The organism is Rugamonas rivuli (genome assembly GCF_009380165.1).
Lineage (GTDB): Bacteria > Pseudomonadota > Gammaproteobacteria > Burkholderiales > Burkholderiaceae_D > Rugamonas > Rugamonas rivuli.
This window is the reverse complement of the sequence record NZ_WHUF01000005.1, coordinates 331749-346652: the sequence shown is the minus strand read 5'-3', so window position 1 is coordinate 346652 and position 14904 is coordinate 331749. Positions and strand designations below refer to the sequence as shown.

The 14904-nt window shown below is 62.0% G+C and carries 15 protein-coding genes; 6 read left to right on the top strand and 9 right to left on the bottom strand.

All coding sequences use genetic code 11. The features are described 5' to 3' along the window. Window positions 1-85 precede the first annotated feature (85 nt). The 4 genes from GEV01_RS20260 to GEV01_RS20245 all read right to left on the bottom strand — a co-directional run bounded on the left by GEV01_RS20260 (window position 86) and on the right by GEV01_RS20245 (window position 3131). The gene (locus GEV01_RS20260) at window positions 86-1327 is read right to left on the bottom strand and encodes an MFS transporter (protein WP_152807353.1); all 1242 of its coding nucleotides are present in this window, start codon (window positions 1325-1327) and stop codon (window positions 86-88) included. Continuing rightward, window positions 1324-1638: a hypothetical protein gene (locus GEV01_RS20255; RefSeq protein ID WP_152807352.1), complete on the bottom strand. Its 315-nt coding sequence runs from the start codon at window positions 1636-1638 to the stop codon at window positions 1324-1326. The genes GEV01_RS20260 and GEV01_RS20255 overlap by 4 nt, the downstream gene beginning before the upstream one ends. A gap of 21 nt (window positions 1639-1659) precedes the next feature. Continuing rightward, entirely contained in the window at window positions 1660-2211 is a 552-nt protein-coding gene (locus GEV01_RS20250; protein WP_152807351.1) for an RNA polymerase sigma factor, read from the bottom strand. A 95-nt stretch (window positions 2212-2306) separates the two neighbouring features. After that, window positions 2307-3131 (bottom strand): class I SAM-dependent methyltransferase, encoded by an 825-nt coding sequence (locus GEV01_RS20245; protein ID WP_152807350.1) that lies wholly within the window; start codon window positions 3129-3131, stop codon window positions 2307-2309. A 73-nt stretch (window positions 3132-3204) separates the two neighbouring features. Here GEV01_RS20245 and GEV01_RS20240 point away from each other — a divergent pair, with 73 nt between their 5' ends. Both GEV01_RS20240 and GEV01_RS20235 read left to right on the top strand, forming a co-directional pair. After that, window positions 3205-3597, top strand: coding sequence for a helix-turn-helix domain-containing protein (locus GEV01_RS20240; RefSeq protein ID WP_152807349.1), 393 nt, complete (start codon window positions 3205-3207; stop codon window positions 3595-3597). 28 nt (window positions 3598-3625) lie between these two features. Next, window positions 3626-3880: a DUF2442 domain-containing protein gene (locus GEV01_RS20235; RefSeq protein WP_152807348.1), complete on the top strand. Its 255-nt coding sequence runs from the start codon at window positions 3626-3628 to the stop codon at window positions 3878-3880. Window positions 3881-3954: 74 nt separating this feature from the next. Here GEV01_RS20235 and GEV01_RS20230 read toward each other — a convergent pair whose 3' ends face one another. Together GEV01_RS20230 and GEV01_RS20225 are read right to left on the bottom strand one after the other, a co-directional pair. Beyond that, window positions 3955-4746, bottom strand: a complete 792-nt coding sequence (locus GEV01_RS20230; RefSeq protein ID WP_152807347.1) for a hypothetical protein — start codon at window positions 4744-4746, stop codon at window positions 3955-3957. Between the two features lie 253 nt (window positions 4747-4999). Then, window positions 5000-6403 (bottom strand): DEAD/DEAH box helicase, encoded by a 1404-nt coding sequence (locus GEV01_RS20225; RefSeq protein ID WP_043480042.1) that lies wholly within the window; start codon window positions 6401-6403, stop codon window positions 5000-5002. Window positions 6404-6902: 499 nt separating this feature from the next. Between GEV01_RS20225 and GEV01_RS20220 the strand changes: the two genes are divergently transcribed. Further along, the gene (locus tag GEV01_RS20220) at window positions 6903-7556 is read left to right on the top strand and encodes a DUF642 domain-containing protein (protein ID WP_152807594.1); all 654 of its coding nucleotides are present in this window, start codon (window positions 6903-6905) and stop codon (window positions 7554-7556) included. Window positions 7557-7621: 65 nt separating this feature from the next. On the opposite strand, the gene fabI is transcribed toward GEV01_RS20220, so the two are convergent. Beyond that, window positions 7622-8413 (bottom strand): enoyl-ACP reductase FabI, encoded by a 792-nt coding sequence (fabI, locus tag GEV01_RS20215; protein ID WP_152807346.1) that lies wholly within the window; start codon window positions 8411-8413, stop codon window positions 7622-7624. A 206-nt stretch (window positions 8414-8619) separates the two neighbouring features. Next, window positions 8620-9999, bottom strand: coding sequence for a transglycosylase SLT domain-containing protein (locus tag GEV01_RS20210; protein ID WP_152807345.1), 1380 nt, complete (start codon window positions 9997-9999; stop codon window positions 8620-8622). Window positions 10000-10225: 226 nt separating this feature from the next. Between GEV01_RS20210 and GEV01_RS20205 the strand changes: the two genes are divergently transcribed. Then, a complete protein-coding gene (locus GEV01_RS20205; protein WP_070269499.1) occupies window positions 10226-10783 on the top strand; it encodes a DUF1415 domain-containing protein in 558 nt (185 codons plus the stop codon). After that, window positions 10780-10971: a DUF1289 domain-containing protein gene (locus GEV01_RS20200; RefSeq protein WP_141753242.1), complete on the top strand. Its 192-nt coding sequence runs from the start codon at window positions 10780-10782 to the stop codon at window positions 10969-10971. Before GEV01_RS20205 ends, GEV01_RS20200 begins: the two co-directional genes overlap by 4 nt. 118 nt (window positions 10972-11089) lie before the next feature. On the opposite strand, the gene GEV01_RS20195 is transcribed toward GEV01_RS20200, so the two are convergent. Continuing rightward, on the bottom strand, window positions 11090-11599 hold the full coding sequence (locus tag GEV01_RS20195) for a DUF1993 domain-containing protein (protein ID WP_070359083.1): 510 nt from the start codon (window positions 11597-11599) through the stop codon (window positions 11090-11092). A 171-nt stretch (window positions 11600-11770) separates the two neighbouring features. Between GEV01_RS20195 and GEV01_RS20190 the strand changes: the two genes are divergently transcribed. After that, entirely contained in the window at window positions 11771-14893 is a 3123-nt protein-coding gene (locus GEV01_RS20190) for an EAL domain-containing protein (RefSeq protein WP_152807344.1), read from the top strand. Window positions 14894-14904: the final 11 nt, after the last annotated feature.

Here is a 14904-nt window from a genome sequence, read left to right as displayed (position 1 = left end):
ATTTTGCTACGATGGCGCCGCCTGATCGGGGCGCCGGAGGAAGGTGGGGATGCGCAACGGCGGGCGCCGTTGCGCAGGGACGGACTCAGGCAGCCGCTTGCTGCGGCGGTGCGGCCAGGGTGTTGCGGTTCAGGCGCCACAGCAGCGCCAGGCCGACCAGCGAGGTGCCGACCACGACAAAGCCCACCACGTCGAAGTTCTGCAAGCGGCCGGTCGCGCTTTGCGTGACGATGTGGCCGGCCACCACCGACGCCAGGCCGCCCGACAGCTGCTGGATCGAGGCGCTGATGGCGTTGAACGAGCCGCGCTGGGTCTGCGCCGGCACCGAGGCCATCATGGCCTGGAACGGGATCATGCGCGAGAAGATCCCTATGAACAGCACCGTGTTGACGATGATGAGCACCACCAGCGAAGTCGGACCCAGGTGGGTGTAGACCAGCACCATGGTGATGGTCAGCGCGGTGCCGAACAGGAAGACGCGGAACTTGCCCAGCGCATCGGCCGCCTTGCCGACCATGGGGCCGACGAAGATGGTGCACAGGCCCGTGACGAGGTAGACCGTCGGTAGGTGGTGCAGGTCGATGCCCAGGTTGTTGACCACGTAGGCGCTGCTGAACGGCATCAGCATGAAGCCGCCGGTGGTCAGCAGGGCGGTGGTGGCGAAGGCCAGCAGGTAGCGGCGTTCGGTCACGGTGTGGAACAGGTGCATCCAGGCGCTGTGCTCCTGTGGCTTGCCCAGGTGGCTGTTGACCGGTTGCAGCTTCCACGCCACCAGCAGGCCGCCGGTCAGGCCGAACGCGGCCATGGCGACGAAGGGGATGTGCCAGTTCCAATGGCTCGACAGGTAGATGCCGGCCGGGATGCCCAGCACCTGGCTGGCGGCAAACGCGGTCTGGATCAGGCCCATGACGCGGCCGCGCTGCTGCGCTGCGAACAGGTCGGTGGCGATGGCCAGCACGACGGAACCGATGACGCCGCCGAACAGGCCGGTGACGATGCGCGCGGCCAGCAGCGATTCAAAGCTCTGCGCCAGGCCGCACCACAGCGTGCCCAGGATGAAGCCGGTGTAGAAGAACAGCAGCAGCTTCTTGCGGTCGAAGCGGTCGGCAAAGCCGGCGGTCAGCAGGCCGGAAGCGCCGGCGCTGAAGGCGTAGGCCGACACCACCAGGCCGAATTGTTTGGGGCCGATGTTCAGCGCCGGCATGATGACCGCGCCGAGCGGCGACATCAGCATGAAGTCCAGGATGACGGCGAATTGCAGGAAGGCCAGCATCGCCACAACAACTTTTTGGTAGCCGCTAAACGGCGTCGGTACAGGTTTTGTCATAGGTCTTTTTGTTCTTTATTGGGGCGGCAGAAGCCGTGTCTATCTTTGTGAAACTGGGCCCGCTCTTCCGGCGTCATCGCCTGCCAGCGCTGCCAGCGTTCGCGCCCGCCGTGGCCGCCGCCGTGGCGTCCGCGGAAGCCGCCGAACAGGATACGGCATAGTACCAGCAAGCCCAGCGCGCGCCAGTAGTCGATTTGCAGGCTGCCGGTGAACAGGCCAGGCATGACCCAGTTCCACAACAGCATCACCACCCAGCCCAGCAGGGCGACTCCGGCGAGGATCAGGGGCAGGAACAGCAGTTTCTTTTTCATTTCAGATTCTCCTTTCTTACATCATTCGTTGTCGTACAGGGTTTGCAGCCGCGTGCGCAGGTACAGGACCGCGTAGCGTTTGCGCGCCAATAAGGTGTTGACCGAGGTGCCGCTTTGCGCGGCCATTTCTTTAAAGCTGACGCCGTCCAGCTCATGCGCGACGAACACCTCGCGCTGACTGGCCGGCAATTCTTCCAGCGCCATTTGCAGCTCTTCCAGCAGCACGGAGCGGGCGTAGGCGTCTTCCGGGCTGCCGTCGGCCGAGGGCAGCAGCAGATCGAGGCTGCAACCCTCGCCGTCGTCGTCCGTCATGTCGTCGAGCCGCACCTCCTTTTTCTTGCGGAAGCGGTCGATGATGCGGTTGCGCGCAACGCGGAACAGCCAGGCGCTCACTTGTTCGATCGGCTCCGGCAGGCGATAGGCCTGGACGAACTCGTAGAAGACATCCTGCAGGATGTCGTCCGCATCGGTCGGATCGCGGACGCGGCTCCGGATGAAATTCCCGAGGCGCGAGCGTTCCCGCAGTACGGTTGCTGCGATGTCCTGTTCGGTGGTTGAATTGGGTGGTGTCATTACTTGGTAGACGACTCACGGCTGCTTATATTGTGGCAACTTGCAGAAATAATTATTTATAAAGTTAGCATTGTGATGCAAAACCAGCGTCGGGCTCAGCGGGCGCTGGCGCTGGCGTTCCAGCAGGCTGCGGTGTAGCGCACCTGGCCGTTGTCGATGTAGGGCGCGAAGCCGGCGCGGGCGGCGGTGGCGACTTGCCGGCGGGTGTGTTCGTCGGCCGTCTGCAGCAGCCTGCCGACCGGGCCCATCTTCGTGATGTAGTTATCCAGCTCCGTTTCGGGGAAGCTGCACAGCACGTCCAGCGGCTGGATGTCGATGTCATGCCAGCCGGCCTGTTCCAGTATCGCCTGCACGCGGTGGCGGTCGGCGAGGCCGAACTGGCCGGGCTCGTCCGGCACGCGGGGCGGCAACTGGGGCAGCAGGTGCGCCGCGCTGCGCTCGGCGGCGGTCATGAAGGGATTGTCTTCCGGGCTGCGCCAGACGATCATCCGCAGCGTGGCGCCGTCGCGCGCGGCCAGCCGCAGATTGCGGAAGGCGGCGACGGGATCGTCGAAGAACATCACACCGAAGCGCGAAATGATGGCGTCGTAGCTGGCCGGTTCGAAGGCGTGGCGTTGCGCGTCGTCCTGGATGAAGACGGCGGAGGAGCGGCTGTGCGCGGCGCGTTCGCGGGCGGAGGCCAGCATGGGCTCGGAAATATCGACGCCGGTGCAGTGGCCTTCCGCGCCCAGTTGGCGGGCGGCGGCGAGCGTGGTGGCGCCGGTGCCGCAGCCCACGTCCAGCAGGCGGCGCGTGGTGGCGGGCAGGGATTGCATCAGCAGGTCTTCGATGGGCTGGTACATGCGGTCGAGCAGGTTTTGAGTCGCGACCCAGGTGTGGCCAGCCGCGCCTTGCCACATGGAGGTTTGTTGCGTGTTCATGGTGGGGCCTTTCGCTTGTTGGGGAGTAGGGAAGGTGCTACTGTGCCACTTCAAGTCAACTTGAGGTCAAGCGATGGCGAGCATGGATATAGCGGAAGTGGCCCGGATCTCCGGCATGCCGGCGTCTGCGCTGCGATATTATGAAGAAAAAGGACTGATCGTGTCGGTCGGCAGGCGAGGCCTGCGGCGGTTGTTCGATGATGGTGTGTTGGAGAAGCTGGCGTTGATCGCATTGGGGCGCGCTTCAGGTTTCTCGCTGGATGAGATCGGTGGTATGTTCGGCCCGGATGGTGACTTGCGGATCGATCGCCAGTTGTTGACGGCGAAGGCGGACGAGTTGGACCGCACCATCAAAAAGCTGGCTTCCATGCGCGACGGCCTGCGTCACGCGGCGGTGTGCAAGGCGGCCAATCACCTGGAGTGCCCGACCTTCCGCCGCATCTTGCGGATCACTGCCAGGAAGTAAGTGGGCTTTTTCTCCACGGGAGAATGAAATGGAATGGGATGTCGTCGATGTGAAGCCGCAGAGTGAGCATACGCTCTGGGTGCGTTTTCAAGACGGAGTCGAGGGTGTCGTTAGATTCAACTCATCTGCGTTTCGAGGAGTCTTCGCCCATCTGCTAGATCAGGCATTGTTTGAACAAGTGGCTGTTGTGAATGGCGTCGTTACTTGGCCGGGAGATCTGGACCTAGCGCCGGACGCCATGCATGCTGAGATTCAGCGTAACGGTTGCTGGATATTGACCTGACACATTGAGTTAGACGGCCAGTTGAATTCGCACCCCGTTTCGGACATTCGCGTCGAGTTGAAAATACTGGTGGTTTATATTGGCGCACTGGGCATATGAGTTTTCGGTCCAGCCCAAAGAAAGAGTTCAAGAACACCATGGAGGATTACCTGCAGGTGCTCCATTGATTCAGGAGAAACGTCAACCTCTCCATAGTGACCATCAGCCATAGTCGCCCCGTACTTCGAGCCATTGAGGGCGTTCAACACAAGGGCGCCTCCATTTGGCGTGCTAATGAGCTGGTTCTCGATAGGCTTAAGATCCATCATTTTATTTCCCACACCAAGCCCACGAACACGATCTTCTAGGTGTTGGGCACTGTTTCTAACCGCCCGCAGTTGGGGGAACCTAGTCGCTACTTGCCCATGAAGGGATGCTAACTCAGACGGCACGCCGGATTCTTGCGACAAGACTCCAAGGAACTTGTCAAATGCATCTAGCGCGTACAGAAAGGCCCGTGCGTAAATGAATGGCTTAGCGTGCCTGAATTCGTTAGGCATTTCCCCCTTTGACCACATCTCTCGTTTGAAGCGAACATCAGTTTCAAAGGAAACGTCCGCCCTTTTTCCTGCTGAGAACCTGTCGGTACCAAGTTCGCGCTCCACCTCGGCCGCTATTTCTGCGCGACGCAGATTGTTCTTCAACCAATCTGCTGGCTCTCTACGCATCTGACTAATGGCCGAAGCTTGAACAAATAGGTTGAGTGCTACATTGGCTTCAAAAAATTGAGACTGTAAGTGGAAAAGCAGGTTGCTGATACGAAACGTCCATTCTTGATCCTCATAGTTCAACCAAGTGCCCGGAATAGTAACTTCGAATATGGACATGTGTTCTCCTCTAATCCGGGCTGCCGTTAATTAGTAACGTGCCGTGGATGAAGTCAGCTACCGCTTCTGGCTGATAGCGACCCAAACAAGATTCTAGCTCATCGCAGGAGGCCACCAAGCCCAGTCTGGGTTACTACGTTTAACCAAGTTTTCGGAACGCGTCGCACCCAACGCAAAAAGCCCCCGCCGGCACTGGCCGCGATCTTGATCGCGTCCAGGCCGACGGGGGCTTTTTAATTCAGCTGACTACCGATTAACGGTCGCCGTAGCTGCGGCGTGCGCCGTCGGTGCTGCGTGGGTTGCTGCCTTTGTAGCCGCCGCCGGTGCTGCCTTCCTTGCGCGGTGCGCCTGGCTTGCTGAACGTGCGCTGGCCCGATGGCTTGGCGCCACCACGGTTGTCGCCCGGCTTCCAGCCGCCTGGACGTGGCGACGAACGCGATGCCGACGCGGTCTTCTTAGGCTCGTAGCCTTCGATGACGTTGACCGGAATCAGTTGCTTGGTGAAGCGCTCGATGCGCTTGACGTTCATGCCTTCAGCGTGGTTCACCAGCGAGATCGCCAGACCGTTGCGGCCGGCACGGCCGGTACGGCCGATGCGGTGCACGTAGTCTTCAGGGAACTTCGGCAGGTCGTAGTTGAATACGTGGGTGATGGTCGGAACGTCGATACCGCGAGCGGCGACGTCGGTGGCGATCAGGATCTTGACCTGGCCGCGACGCAGGCTGTCCAGCGTGCGGTTACGGGCGCCCTGGTGCATGTCGCCATGCAGTGCGGCGGCCGAGAAGCCGGCGATGTTCAGACGGTCGGCGATGGTGTCGGCGTCACGCTTGGTGGCGGTGAAGACCACAGCCTGGTCCAGCGAGTCGTCGCGCAGCAGGTGGTCCAGCAGGCGGTTCTTGTGCGACAGGTCGTCGACGAAGTGCACGCGCTGGGTGATGTTCTCATGCTTGTTGGCGGCGCTGACGATCTGGATGATCTGCGGCTCTTTGGTGATGCGGCGGGCCATGTTGCCAACCACGCCGTCCAGCGTGGCCGAGAACAGCATGGTCTGGCGGGTCGATGGAGTCGCTTCGACGATCTTCTCGATGTCGTCGATGAAACCCATGTCCAGCATGCGGTCGGCTTCGTCCAGCACCAGGATTTCCAGTTGCGAGAAGTCGATCTTGCCCGATTCCATGTGGTCGATCAGACGGCCTGGGGTTGCCACCAGAATCTCAGGATTCTTGGCCAGCAGTTGCATCTGTTTTGGATATGGCATACCGCCCAGGATCGACACGGCCTTGATGCGGCGCAGGTTGACGCTGTACTTGTCGGTATTGGTGGTTACTTGCAGGGCCAGTTCGCGGGTCGGGGTCAACACCAGCATTTTTGGCTGTGCAGCTTTGAAACGTGGGCGCTCGCCACGGGCACGGGCGGCTTGCATTTCTTGATTCGGAGTCTTGCCGGCGGCTGCCGGGTCGATCTCGGACAAACGGTGCAGCGACGGCAGCATGAACGCTGCAGTCTTGCCGGAACCGGTTTGCGAGGAAACCAACAAGTCCTTGCCTGCGATAGCGGCAGGGATGGCCTGCTGCTGTACTGGAGTCGGCGCGGTGTAGCCGGCGTCGGTCAGGGCTTTAATGATGGACGTGTTGAGACCAAGTGCTTCAAATGTCATGCTGTTCTTTCGTAAAAAACCGGCGTTCATGCAAAAGCTGAACGCGAAATAGCTACGCCTACCAAAACGAAATGACTCAATCAAAATCGAAAGAAATTTCGGCACAAAAGCTTTGCGCCGGGACGGTGTCAGGTGCGACACCAAAGGCGGGAGGGCTTTAATAGCGACATCAGGGTGATGCGCTAAGGCTTGCGAAGCTGCTAGTAATACTTGGCTGAACAATCGGCGCTGCTTTTGTTGCAGCGCGCTCATTGCAGCGCACAGGCAACACTATACAGCAGTTGGCCTTCGCTGTATAGGTCAAACCCTTTCTATTGTGCAGTGCCGCAGCCGGGGCTGGCCGCCACAGATCCCCCCGGCATGACCGCCCGGCTTGCAAAACGGTAGTGCGCATGCGTCTGCACGGTTCGGCACGTCGCGCTTGATGATATAAAAACTACAATTTATACTGCTGTGGTTGGTACTCGCACATTGCTACTTATAACTCACGGGATAAACAATGAAACTGAAATCGACCCTGCTGGCCGTTGCGCTGGCGATGGCTGCGCATGCGGGCGCGACCGAATTGATCACCAACGGCAGCTTCGAGGCCGGCACCATCGTTCCGAATCACAGCGATGCAGGCTCGCAGCAGCTGCTCAGCGGCGACAGCTCCACGCTGGCCGGCTGGACCGTCATCGGCGGCAGCGACATCGCCTGGATCGGCCTGGGCAATCCGTATTCGCTCAACGCGTCGGACGGCAATAACTTCCTCGACCTGACCGGCTGGCACGACAATAACTCGACCGGCGCCGGCGTCAAGCAGACCATCGCGACCACGGCGGGCGCGACCTACGTGCTCAGCTTCGACATCGGCAATTCGATCAACTACAACTACGGCATCAACGACAGCCTGTTCGTCACGGCCGGCAGTGTGGTGGGGCAGCAGGTCTGGACCACGGTCAACAACCAGGCCAGCTCGTGGGAGCATGTGACGATGACCTTCGTGGCCAGCGGTGCGACCACCGACGTGTCCTTCGGCGGTGGCAAGGCCGTGTGGTACATCGGGCTGGACAACGTCAGCGTGACGGCCGTGCCGGAACCTTCGTCGGCACTGATGCTGGGCGCGGGCCTGCTGGGCATGGGCGCCTGGCTGCGCCGTCGCCGCGGCTAACTCGGCATCGCCAATAAAAAACGCCCTGCATGCAGGGCGTTTTGTTTGGTCTGGGCGTCAGCGGATCAGGTGTAGTCTTCCGCGTTCAGGCCCATGACGTGCGAGAAGCCGCCGTCGACGTAGGTGATCTCGCCGGTGATGCCGGAAGCCAGGTCGGACAGCATGAAGGCGGCGGTGTTGCCCACTTCTTCAATCGTCACGTTGCGGCGCAGCGGGGCGTGCGACGAGGCAAAGCCCAGCAGCTTGCCGAAGTCCTTGATGCCGGACGCGGCCAGGGTCTTGATCGGGCCGGCCGAAATGCCGTTGGCGCGGATGCCCAGCTTGCCCAGGTTCTCGGCCAGGTAGCGTACCGACGCTTCCAGCGATGCCTTGGCCAGGCCCATGGTGTTGTAGTAAGGGATGGCACGCACCGCGCCCAGGTAGGACAGGGTCAGCAGCGACGAGCCGTCTTTGAGCAGCGGCAGCGCGGCCTTGGCCATCGCCGGGAAGCTGTAGGCCGAGATGTCGTGGGCGATGCGGAAGTTCTCGCGGGTCAGGCCGTCCAGGAATTCGCCGGCGATCGCTTCGCGCGGCGCGAAGCCGATCGCGTGCACCAGGCCGTCCAGCTGCGACCAGCTCTTGCCCAGGTCGGCGAACAGGGCGGCGATCTGCTCGTCGCTGCCGACGTCGCAGTCGTACACCAGGTTGCTGCCGAATTCGGCGGCGAATTCAGTGATGCGGTCCTTGAAGCGTTCGCCGACGTAGGTGAACGCCAGTTCGGCGCCTTCGCGATGGCAAGCCTTGGCGATACCGTATGCGATGGAACGGTTCGACAGCAAACCAGTGATGAGGATTTTTTTGCCTTGCAAGAACGCCATAGTGACTCCGATTGCAACTGCGCGCCCTGGCTTGCCTTTTGGCAGGCTGGCTGGCGACGTCAGTGGGGTTGTTATTGATGTGAGAGGCCCGTTGCCGGCCGCTGCAAGACCAAGATTGTAGGGCGAGTGGGCCGCGACTGCAACCTTTGATCGCGCCCCCGGCTCACGCGCCACGCGCTGGAACCGGGGCCGGACGGGCTTTAATGCTAGTTCTTGCGGCGGGATTTGCCTTTGGCGGCGTCGTGCGACACGCGCGCCTTGACCAGCGCTACCGGGCTGGATTTGGCAGCCTTGCCGCCCTTGGCCAGTTTGTAGCCGGCCTTGCTGGTGGTGCGCTCGCGCTCGGCCTCGAAGGCGACGGTGGCGTTGCGTTCCACTTCAGGCGAGATGTCCACGCTGGCCGAGGTCGAGATCTTCGGCACCAGGATGGTCGAGCCGGCCTTGAGCAGCGATTTCTGCGGGATGTTGTTGGCCTGGCGGATCACCTCGGGCGTGGTGTGGAAGCGCGAGGCCAGCGTGCCGATGCTTTCGCGGGCGGTGGTGATCTTGTGCGTGGTCCAGGTCGACAAGTCCTTGCCCCATTGCGCCAGGTTCAGGTGGAACTTGTCGGCGTTTTCCTTGGGCAGCAGGATCTTGGTCTGCTCGTCGCCGGTGATGACCGGGCGCTTGAACTGCGGGTTCAGCGCCTTGAACTCGTCGACCGACAGCTCGGCCAGGTGGGCCGCGATGGTCAGGTCGATGTCGCTGGTCTTGTCGACGGCGGTGAAGTAGGGCGTGTTGTCGATGGCCGGCAGGTTCAGGCCGTACTGGGCCGGATTGGCGATGATGTTCTTCACCGCCTGCAGCTTGGGCACGTAGTTGCGGGTTTCGGCCGGCATCAGTTCGGCCAGGCTCTCGAAGTCGGTCGGCTTGCCGGCGGCCTGGTTGCGCTTGATGGCTTTCTGCACCGAGCCTTCGCCCCAGTTGTAGGCGGCCAGCGCCAGCTGCCAGTCGCCGAACATGTCGTACAGGCGCTGCAGATAGCTCAGCGCGGCGTCGGTCGAGGCCAGCACGCCGCGGCGCTCGTCCTTGAAGGCGTCCTGCTTGAGGTTGTAGTCGCGGCCGGTGCCGGGCACGAACTGCCACATGCCGGCGGCGTTGGCGCTGGACAGGGCTTGCGGGTTGAACGCGGATTCGATGAAGGGCAGCAGCGCCAGCTCGGTCGGCATGCCGCGCTTTTCCAGCTCGGTGACGACGTGGAACAGGTAGCGCGAGGCGCGCGCCGTGGTGCGGGCGATATAGTCGGGACGGGTGGCGTACCAGTTGACGTGCTTGCCGACCAGGTCGTTATTAATATCCGGAATGGCGTAGCCGCTGCGGATGCGGCCCCAGACGTCTTTTTCGCGGAAAGCATCATCCTCGGCCAGCTTGACCGGTTTGTTGACTTTCAGGGAGGAGACATCGAGGGCGGGGGATTTGGGCAGGGCGGACAGCGGCAGCGTCGCCGGCGGCAGGCCCGGCGCTTCATCGTGGGCCTGGCTGATCGCCGGCGCCATCAGCGCCAGCAAGGTGGCCAAGGCCGCGGATTTGGGAATTCGTGCTTGCATAGTTTTCCATTGTTGCCGACGAGTAACATCGGACGGACTATGAATAAACGTGGAGTGTACGAAGGTCCCCCGGTGGAGTCAAGAAATATGTCAGGCGGATGACTAATTCTTTTACACAATAGTTCTACGTAAATAAGCCGGAGATCGCTGCAAAATGGCTGAAGTATGAGTTCCCGCAAAGAGTGCGTACAATTCTGTTTTTGAGCAGTCACCAAGGAATTGAATTATGAGTAGCCCCGCCATCGATCACGACGCCGTCATCGCCGAGACCGTCAACTGGGTGGAGAAGGCCGTCATCGGCCTGAACCTGTGTCCGTTTGCCAAGGCCGTGCATGTGAAGAAGCAGATCCGCTACGTGGTCTGCGAAGCCGACACGCCGGAAGCGCTGCTGGAAAAGCTGATGGAAGAGCTGGAGTACCTGGCCGAAGCCGATCCGGAAAAAGTCGACACGACGATGATCATGCATCCGAACGTGCTGGCGGACTTCGAGGACTACAACGAGTTCCTCGACGTGGCCGACGCCGCGCTGGAAGAGATGGAGCTGGACGGCATCCTGCAGGTGGCCAGCTTCCACCCGGACTACCAGTTCGCCGACACCCACAAGAACGATATCGAAAACTACACCAACCGCTCGCCGTATCCGACGCTGCACCTGCTGCGCGAGGATAGCGTGGAGCGCGCGGTGGAAGCTTTCCCGGAAGCGGGCGACATCTTCGAAAAGAACATCGAGACGCTGCGCGCGCTGGGCCACGACGCCTGGGACAAGCTGTTGCAGGTGAAATGATGGGCGATTTGCCGGTACGGCCGGACACGCCCTGCGTGGCGGTCTGCTCCACCACCTTCGACGAGATCTGTCGCGGCTGCGGCCGCTCGGTGGTGGAGGTGGCGCACTGGGTATCCATGAGCGCCGAGCAGAAAGAGCTGGTGTGGCAGCGCATCCTGGCGCAGGGCTACCCGCGCCGGAATACGTAGTCGTTCCCGCGAAAGCGGGAATCCAGGCACTGCCTGGATTCCCTCCATGCTGAGTCAAGAGCGTTGCTAGCGCACGCTCAGTATGGATTCCCGCCTGCGCGGGAATGACGTGGGTGGATCAATACGTGCCGATGAAGTTCTTCTTGCCGATGTCCAGGCCGTTGTGGCGCAGGATGTCGTAAGCCGTGGTGGCGTGGAAGAAGAAGTGCGGCAGCGCGTAGTGGAACAGATAGGTCTGGCCGGTGAAGTGCTTGGTCTTCTCGCCGCTGCCGGTGGTGATCTCGCGCGTTTCGCTGCCTTCGATGGCGCTGGCCGGCACGCTGTCGATGTAGGCCAGGGTCTTGACGATGCGGGCCTTCAGGTCGGCGAAGCTGGTTTCGGTGTCTTCGTACGACGGCACTTCCAGGCCGCCCAGGCGGGCTGCCGCGCCTTTCGAGAAGTCGCAGGCGATCTGGATCTGGCGGGTGAACGGCAGCATGTCCGGGAACAGGCGGAACTGAAGCAGCGCGTTAGGTTCGATTTTCTTCTCGGCCGCGTGCGTCTCGGCCTTGTCGAGGATGACCAGCAGGCTGTTCAGGATCTGCTTGAACACTGGAATGGAAGCGGAATACATGGAAAAAGTGGTCATGGCAAGGTCCTCAGTTGAAATGAGTCGCGATGATAGCGCGCCTGTGGGTTTTTTGCTGGCGCGGTGACTTTTACAGCATTTTCCGTGCATAATTCCAGTTAGAAACCTTAAAGTTTGCGCTATTACCCAATTACAGACAGATGATGCAAACTTATCACTCGCGACCGGTGCATGATTAGCGCCGTTTACCAAAAGATGCGTGCCAGGCTCAGCGCCTTGTACGGTCTATCCATCTATGGCGCGCTGTTGCTGGTGGTGTTTGGCGGCCTGGTGATCCCGGCCATCATCGGCAGCTACCTGCTGATCGGCGTGCACGAGCAGAAATCGGCGCGCGTGGCGCTCGACGAATCGCTGCAGCGCAATGCCGACATCCTGGCGCTGGGCATGCAGGAATCCCTGTGGAATATGAATGCCGAATCGGCCCATTCGCTGGTCGAATCGGTGATGCGCGACCGTTCGGTGCTGCAGGTGGAAGTGGTCGGCCAGGCCGACACCCAGTTCATGAGCGTGCATTCGCCGCGCCAGGCGGCCGGCAACGTCTACCGCGCCGAGCGCGAGATCCTGGTGCGCGGCGAGCGCATCGGCCGCATCACGGTCGAGATGGATGACGCCCGCAGCCAGCAGGAGCTGCGCGAGAAGCAGCTGTCCTATGTGTTCGTGCTGGCGGCGCAGCTGATGGTGTCGCTGCTGCTGATCGTGCTGTTCCTCAATTCCCGTTTGATCAAGCCGCTGCGCAAGCTGATGCGCTTTTCCGACCGCCTGTCGCACGGCGATTTCGAGACCCGGCTGGACCTGGTCGGCAGCGACGAGCTGGGCCGCCTGGCCACGCAGCTGGAGCAGATGCGGGTGGCGATCAAGCGCCTGTTCGAGGACATCGGCCAGCGCGAGGAACGCTTCCGCACCATCGTCACGCAGGTGCCGGGCGCGGTGTTCCGCTTCCGTCCCGACGGCCCGATCGACTTCGTGTCGGACGCCATCGAAGAGATTTCCGGCTATTCCGCCGCGCAGTTCATGCGCAGCACCACCCATTCCTGGACCAACCTGATCGCGCCGGAAGACCGCAAGAAGCAGCGCCGCAGCGTGTCCGAGGCGATCCGCAACGGCCAGTCCTACGAGGTCGAGTACCGCATCGTCGACGCCGCCGGCACCGAGCGCTGGGTGGCCGAGAACGGCCAGCCGCAGCCGCACGACGGCGAGGGCAACGCGCCCTGGGTGGACGGCATCATCTCCGACATCAGCCAGCGCAAGCACAACGAGATGCGCATCGAAGCCCTGCTGGCCGAGCAGAGCGCCATCCTGGACAACGTGATGTTCGGCGTGATGTTCGTGCGTAACCGCCAGATCGTCTCGGTCAACCGCCGCTGCGAGGAGCTGTTCGGCTACGAGCCGGGCGCGATGACGGGGGCGTCGACCTCCATCGTGTTCCCGAGCTCCTTCGATTTCGAATCGGCCGGCGCGCGCCAGTATCCGTCGCTGTCGAAGGGCGATTACTTCAACGAAGAGCGCCACTACCGCCGCAAGGACGGCAGCCTGTTCTGGTGCATGGTCAGCGGCTACGCGCTGGACGACAAGCGCGCCAACGAGGGCAGCATCTGGGTGTATGCCGACATCACCGCGCGCAAGGAAGCGGAAGAGAAGCTGCGCCTGTCGGCCACCGTGATCGAGCACATCGCCGACGGCGTGGTGGTGCTGGACGCGGCCGGCATCATCGTCGCCGTCAATCCGGCGTTCACGCAGATCACCGGCTACACCGAGGCCGAAGCGCTGGGCAAGGACCGCACGCTGACGCGCTCCGGCCGCCACGACGCCGAGTTCTATGCCGGCATGTGGCAGGAGCAGGTGGACAAGGGCTTCTGGCGCGGCGAGATCTGGAACCAGCGCAAGAACGGCGAGCTGTATCTGGAATGGCTGACGGTGAGCGCGGTGCGCGACAGCCGCGGCGAGACCACCCATTATGTCGGCGTGTTCAGCGACATCACCAAGGTCAAGGAATCGCAGGAAAAGCTGGACCACCTGGCCCACCACGATCCGCTGACCGCGCTGCCGAACCGCCTGCTGTTCCACGACCGCCTGCAGCACGCGCTGCAGCGGGCCGCGCGCGACGGCGAGCAGCTGGCGCTGCTGTTCATCGACCTGGACCGCTTCAAGAACGTCAACGACACGCTGGGCCACCACATCGGCGACGAGCTGCTCAAGCAGGTCGCCAAGGCCCTGCACGAGCGCCTGCGCGAAGGCGATACGCTGGCCCGCCTGGGCGGCGACGAGTTCATCGTCCTGCTGGAGAATATCGAGAACCAGTTCGGCGCCAGCCAGGTCGCCGAGAAGCTGGTGCAGATGTTCGAGCAGCCCTTCATGGTGGCCGGCCACGAGCTGTTCGTCACCTGCAGCGTCGGCATCAGCCTGTTCCCGGACGATGCGGTCGACCTGAATATGCTGATCCGTAACGCCGACGTGGCCATGTACCAGGCCAAGGCGCGCGGCCGCAACGGCTACAGTTTCTACACGCCGTCGATGACGGGCGAGGGCGTCGAACGCCTGCGCCTGGAGACCTTCCTGCGCCGCTCGATCGAGAAGGACGAGATCTTCCTCAACTACCAGCCGCAGGTGGAAATCGACACCGGCCGCCTGATCGGGGTGGAGGCGCTGGTGCGCTGGAACCATCCGGAACTGGGCCTGGTCCCGCCGATCCGCTTCATTCCGCTGGCCGAGGATACGGGCTTCATCAACCAGCTGGGCAAGTGGGTGCTGGAAGAAGCCTGCCGCCAGATGATACGCTGGCAGGCGGCCGGATTGAATGTGCCGAAGATGGCGGTCAACCTGTCGGCCAAGCAGTTCGAGCGCGGCAGCATCGTCAACATGGTGGCCGACATCCTGCGCGAGACCGGGCTGGAGCCGCAGCGCCTGCAGCTGGAAGTGACCGAGTCGGTGATCATGAACACCGGCGACGCCATGGTCTTCATCAACGACCTGCACTCGATCGGCGTCGGCCTGGCGATCGACGATTTCGGCACCGGCTACTCGTCGCTGGCCTACCTGAAGCAGTTGCCGGTGCAGACGCTGAAGATCGACCGTTCCTTCATCAAGGATATCTCCACCGACGTCAACGACGAGGCCATCGCCATCGCCATCATCCAGCTGGGCAAGAGCATGAATCTGTCCGTGATCGCGGAAGGGGTGGAGACCGAGGAGCAGGCGGCCTTCCTGCTGCGCCATGGCTGCCATCTGGCGCAGGGCTACTTCTACAGCAAGCCGGTGGCAGCGGACGACATGCTGACCCGCTGGCGCACCTCATAAAAACCGGGAGA

Excerpts from the sequence above, each read along its gene's own strand:
- GEV01_RS20260 (WP_152807353.1), bottom strand. The coding sequence starts at position 1,327 with ATGACAAAACCTGTACCGACGCCGTTTAGCGGCTACCAAAAAGTTGTT.
- GEV01_RS20255 (WP_152807352.1), bottom strand. The coding sequence starts at position 1,638 with ATGAAAAAGAAACTGCTGTTCCTGCCCCTGATCCTCGCCGGAGTCGCC.
- GEV01_RS20250 (WP_152807351.1), bottom strand. The coding sequence starts at position 2,211 with ATGACACCACCCAATTCAACCACCGAACAGGACATCGCAGCAACCGTA.
- GEV01_RS20245 (WP_152807350.1), bottom strand. The coding sequence starts at position 3,131 with ATGAACACGCAACAAACCTCCATGTGGCAAGGCGCGGCTGGCCACACC.
- GEV01_RS20240 (WP_152807349.1), top strand. The coding sequence starts at position 3,205 with ATGGCGAGCATGGATATAGCGGAAGTGGCCCGGATCTCCGGCATGCCG.
- GEV01_RS20235 (WP_152807348.1), top strand. The coding sequence starts at position 3,626 with ATGGAATGGGATGTCGTCGATGTGAAGCCGCAGAGTGAGCATACGCTC.
- GEV01_RS20230 (WP_152807347.1), bottom strand. The coding sequence starts at position 4,746 with ATGTCCATATTCGAAGTTACTATTCCGGGCACTTGGTTGAACTATGAG.
- GEV01_RS20225 (WP_043480042.1), bottom strand. The coding sequence starts at position 6,403 with ATGACATTTGAAGCACTTGGTCTCAACACGTCCATCATTAAAGCCCTG.
- GEV01_RS20220 (WP_152807594.1), top strand. The coding sequence starts at position 6,903 with ATGAAACTGAAATCGACCCTGCTGGCCGTTGCGCTGGCGATGGCTGCG.
- fabI (WP_152807346.1), bottom strand. The coding sequence starts at position 8,413 with ATGGCGTTCTTGCAAGGCAAAAAAATCCTCATCACTGGTTTGCTGTCG.
- GEV01_RS20210 (WP_152807345.1), bottom strand. The coding sequence starts at position 9,999 with ATGCAAGCACGAATTCCCAAATCCGCGGCCTTGGCCACCTTGCTGGCG.
- GEV01_RS20205 (WP_070269499.1), top strand. The coding sequence starts at position 10,226 with ATGAGTAGCCCCGCCATCGATCACGACGCCGTCATCGCCGAGACCGTC.
- GEV01_RS20200 (WP_141753242.1), top strand. The coding sequence starts at position 10,780 with ATGATGGGCGATTTGCCGGTACGGCCGGACACGCCCTGCGTGGCGGTC.
- GEV01_RS20195 (WP_070359083.1), bottom strand. The coding sequence starts at position 11,599 with ATGACCACTTTTTCCATGTATTCCGCTTCCATTCCAGTGTTCAAGCAG.
- GEV01_RS20190 (WP_152807344.1), top strand. The coding sequence starts at position 11,771 with ATGATTAGCGCCGTTTACCAAAAGATGCGTGCCAGGCTCAGCGCCTTG.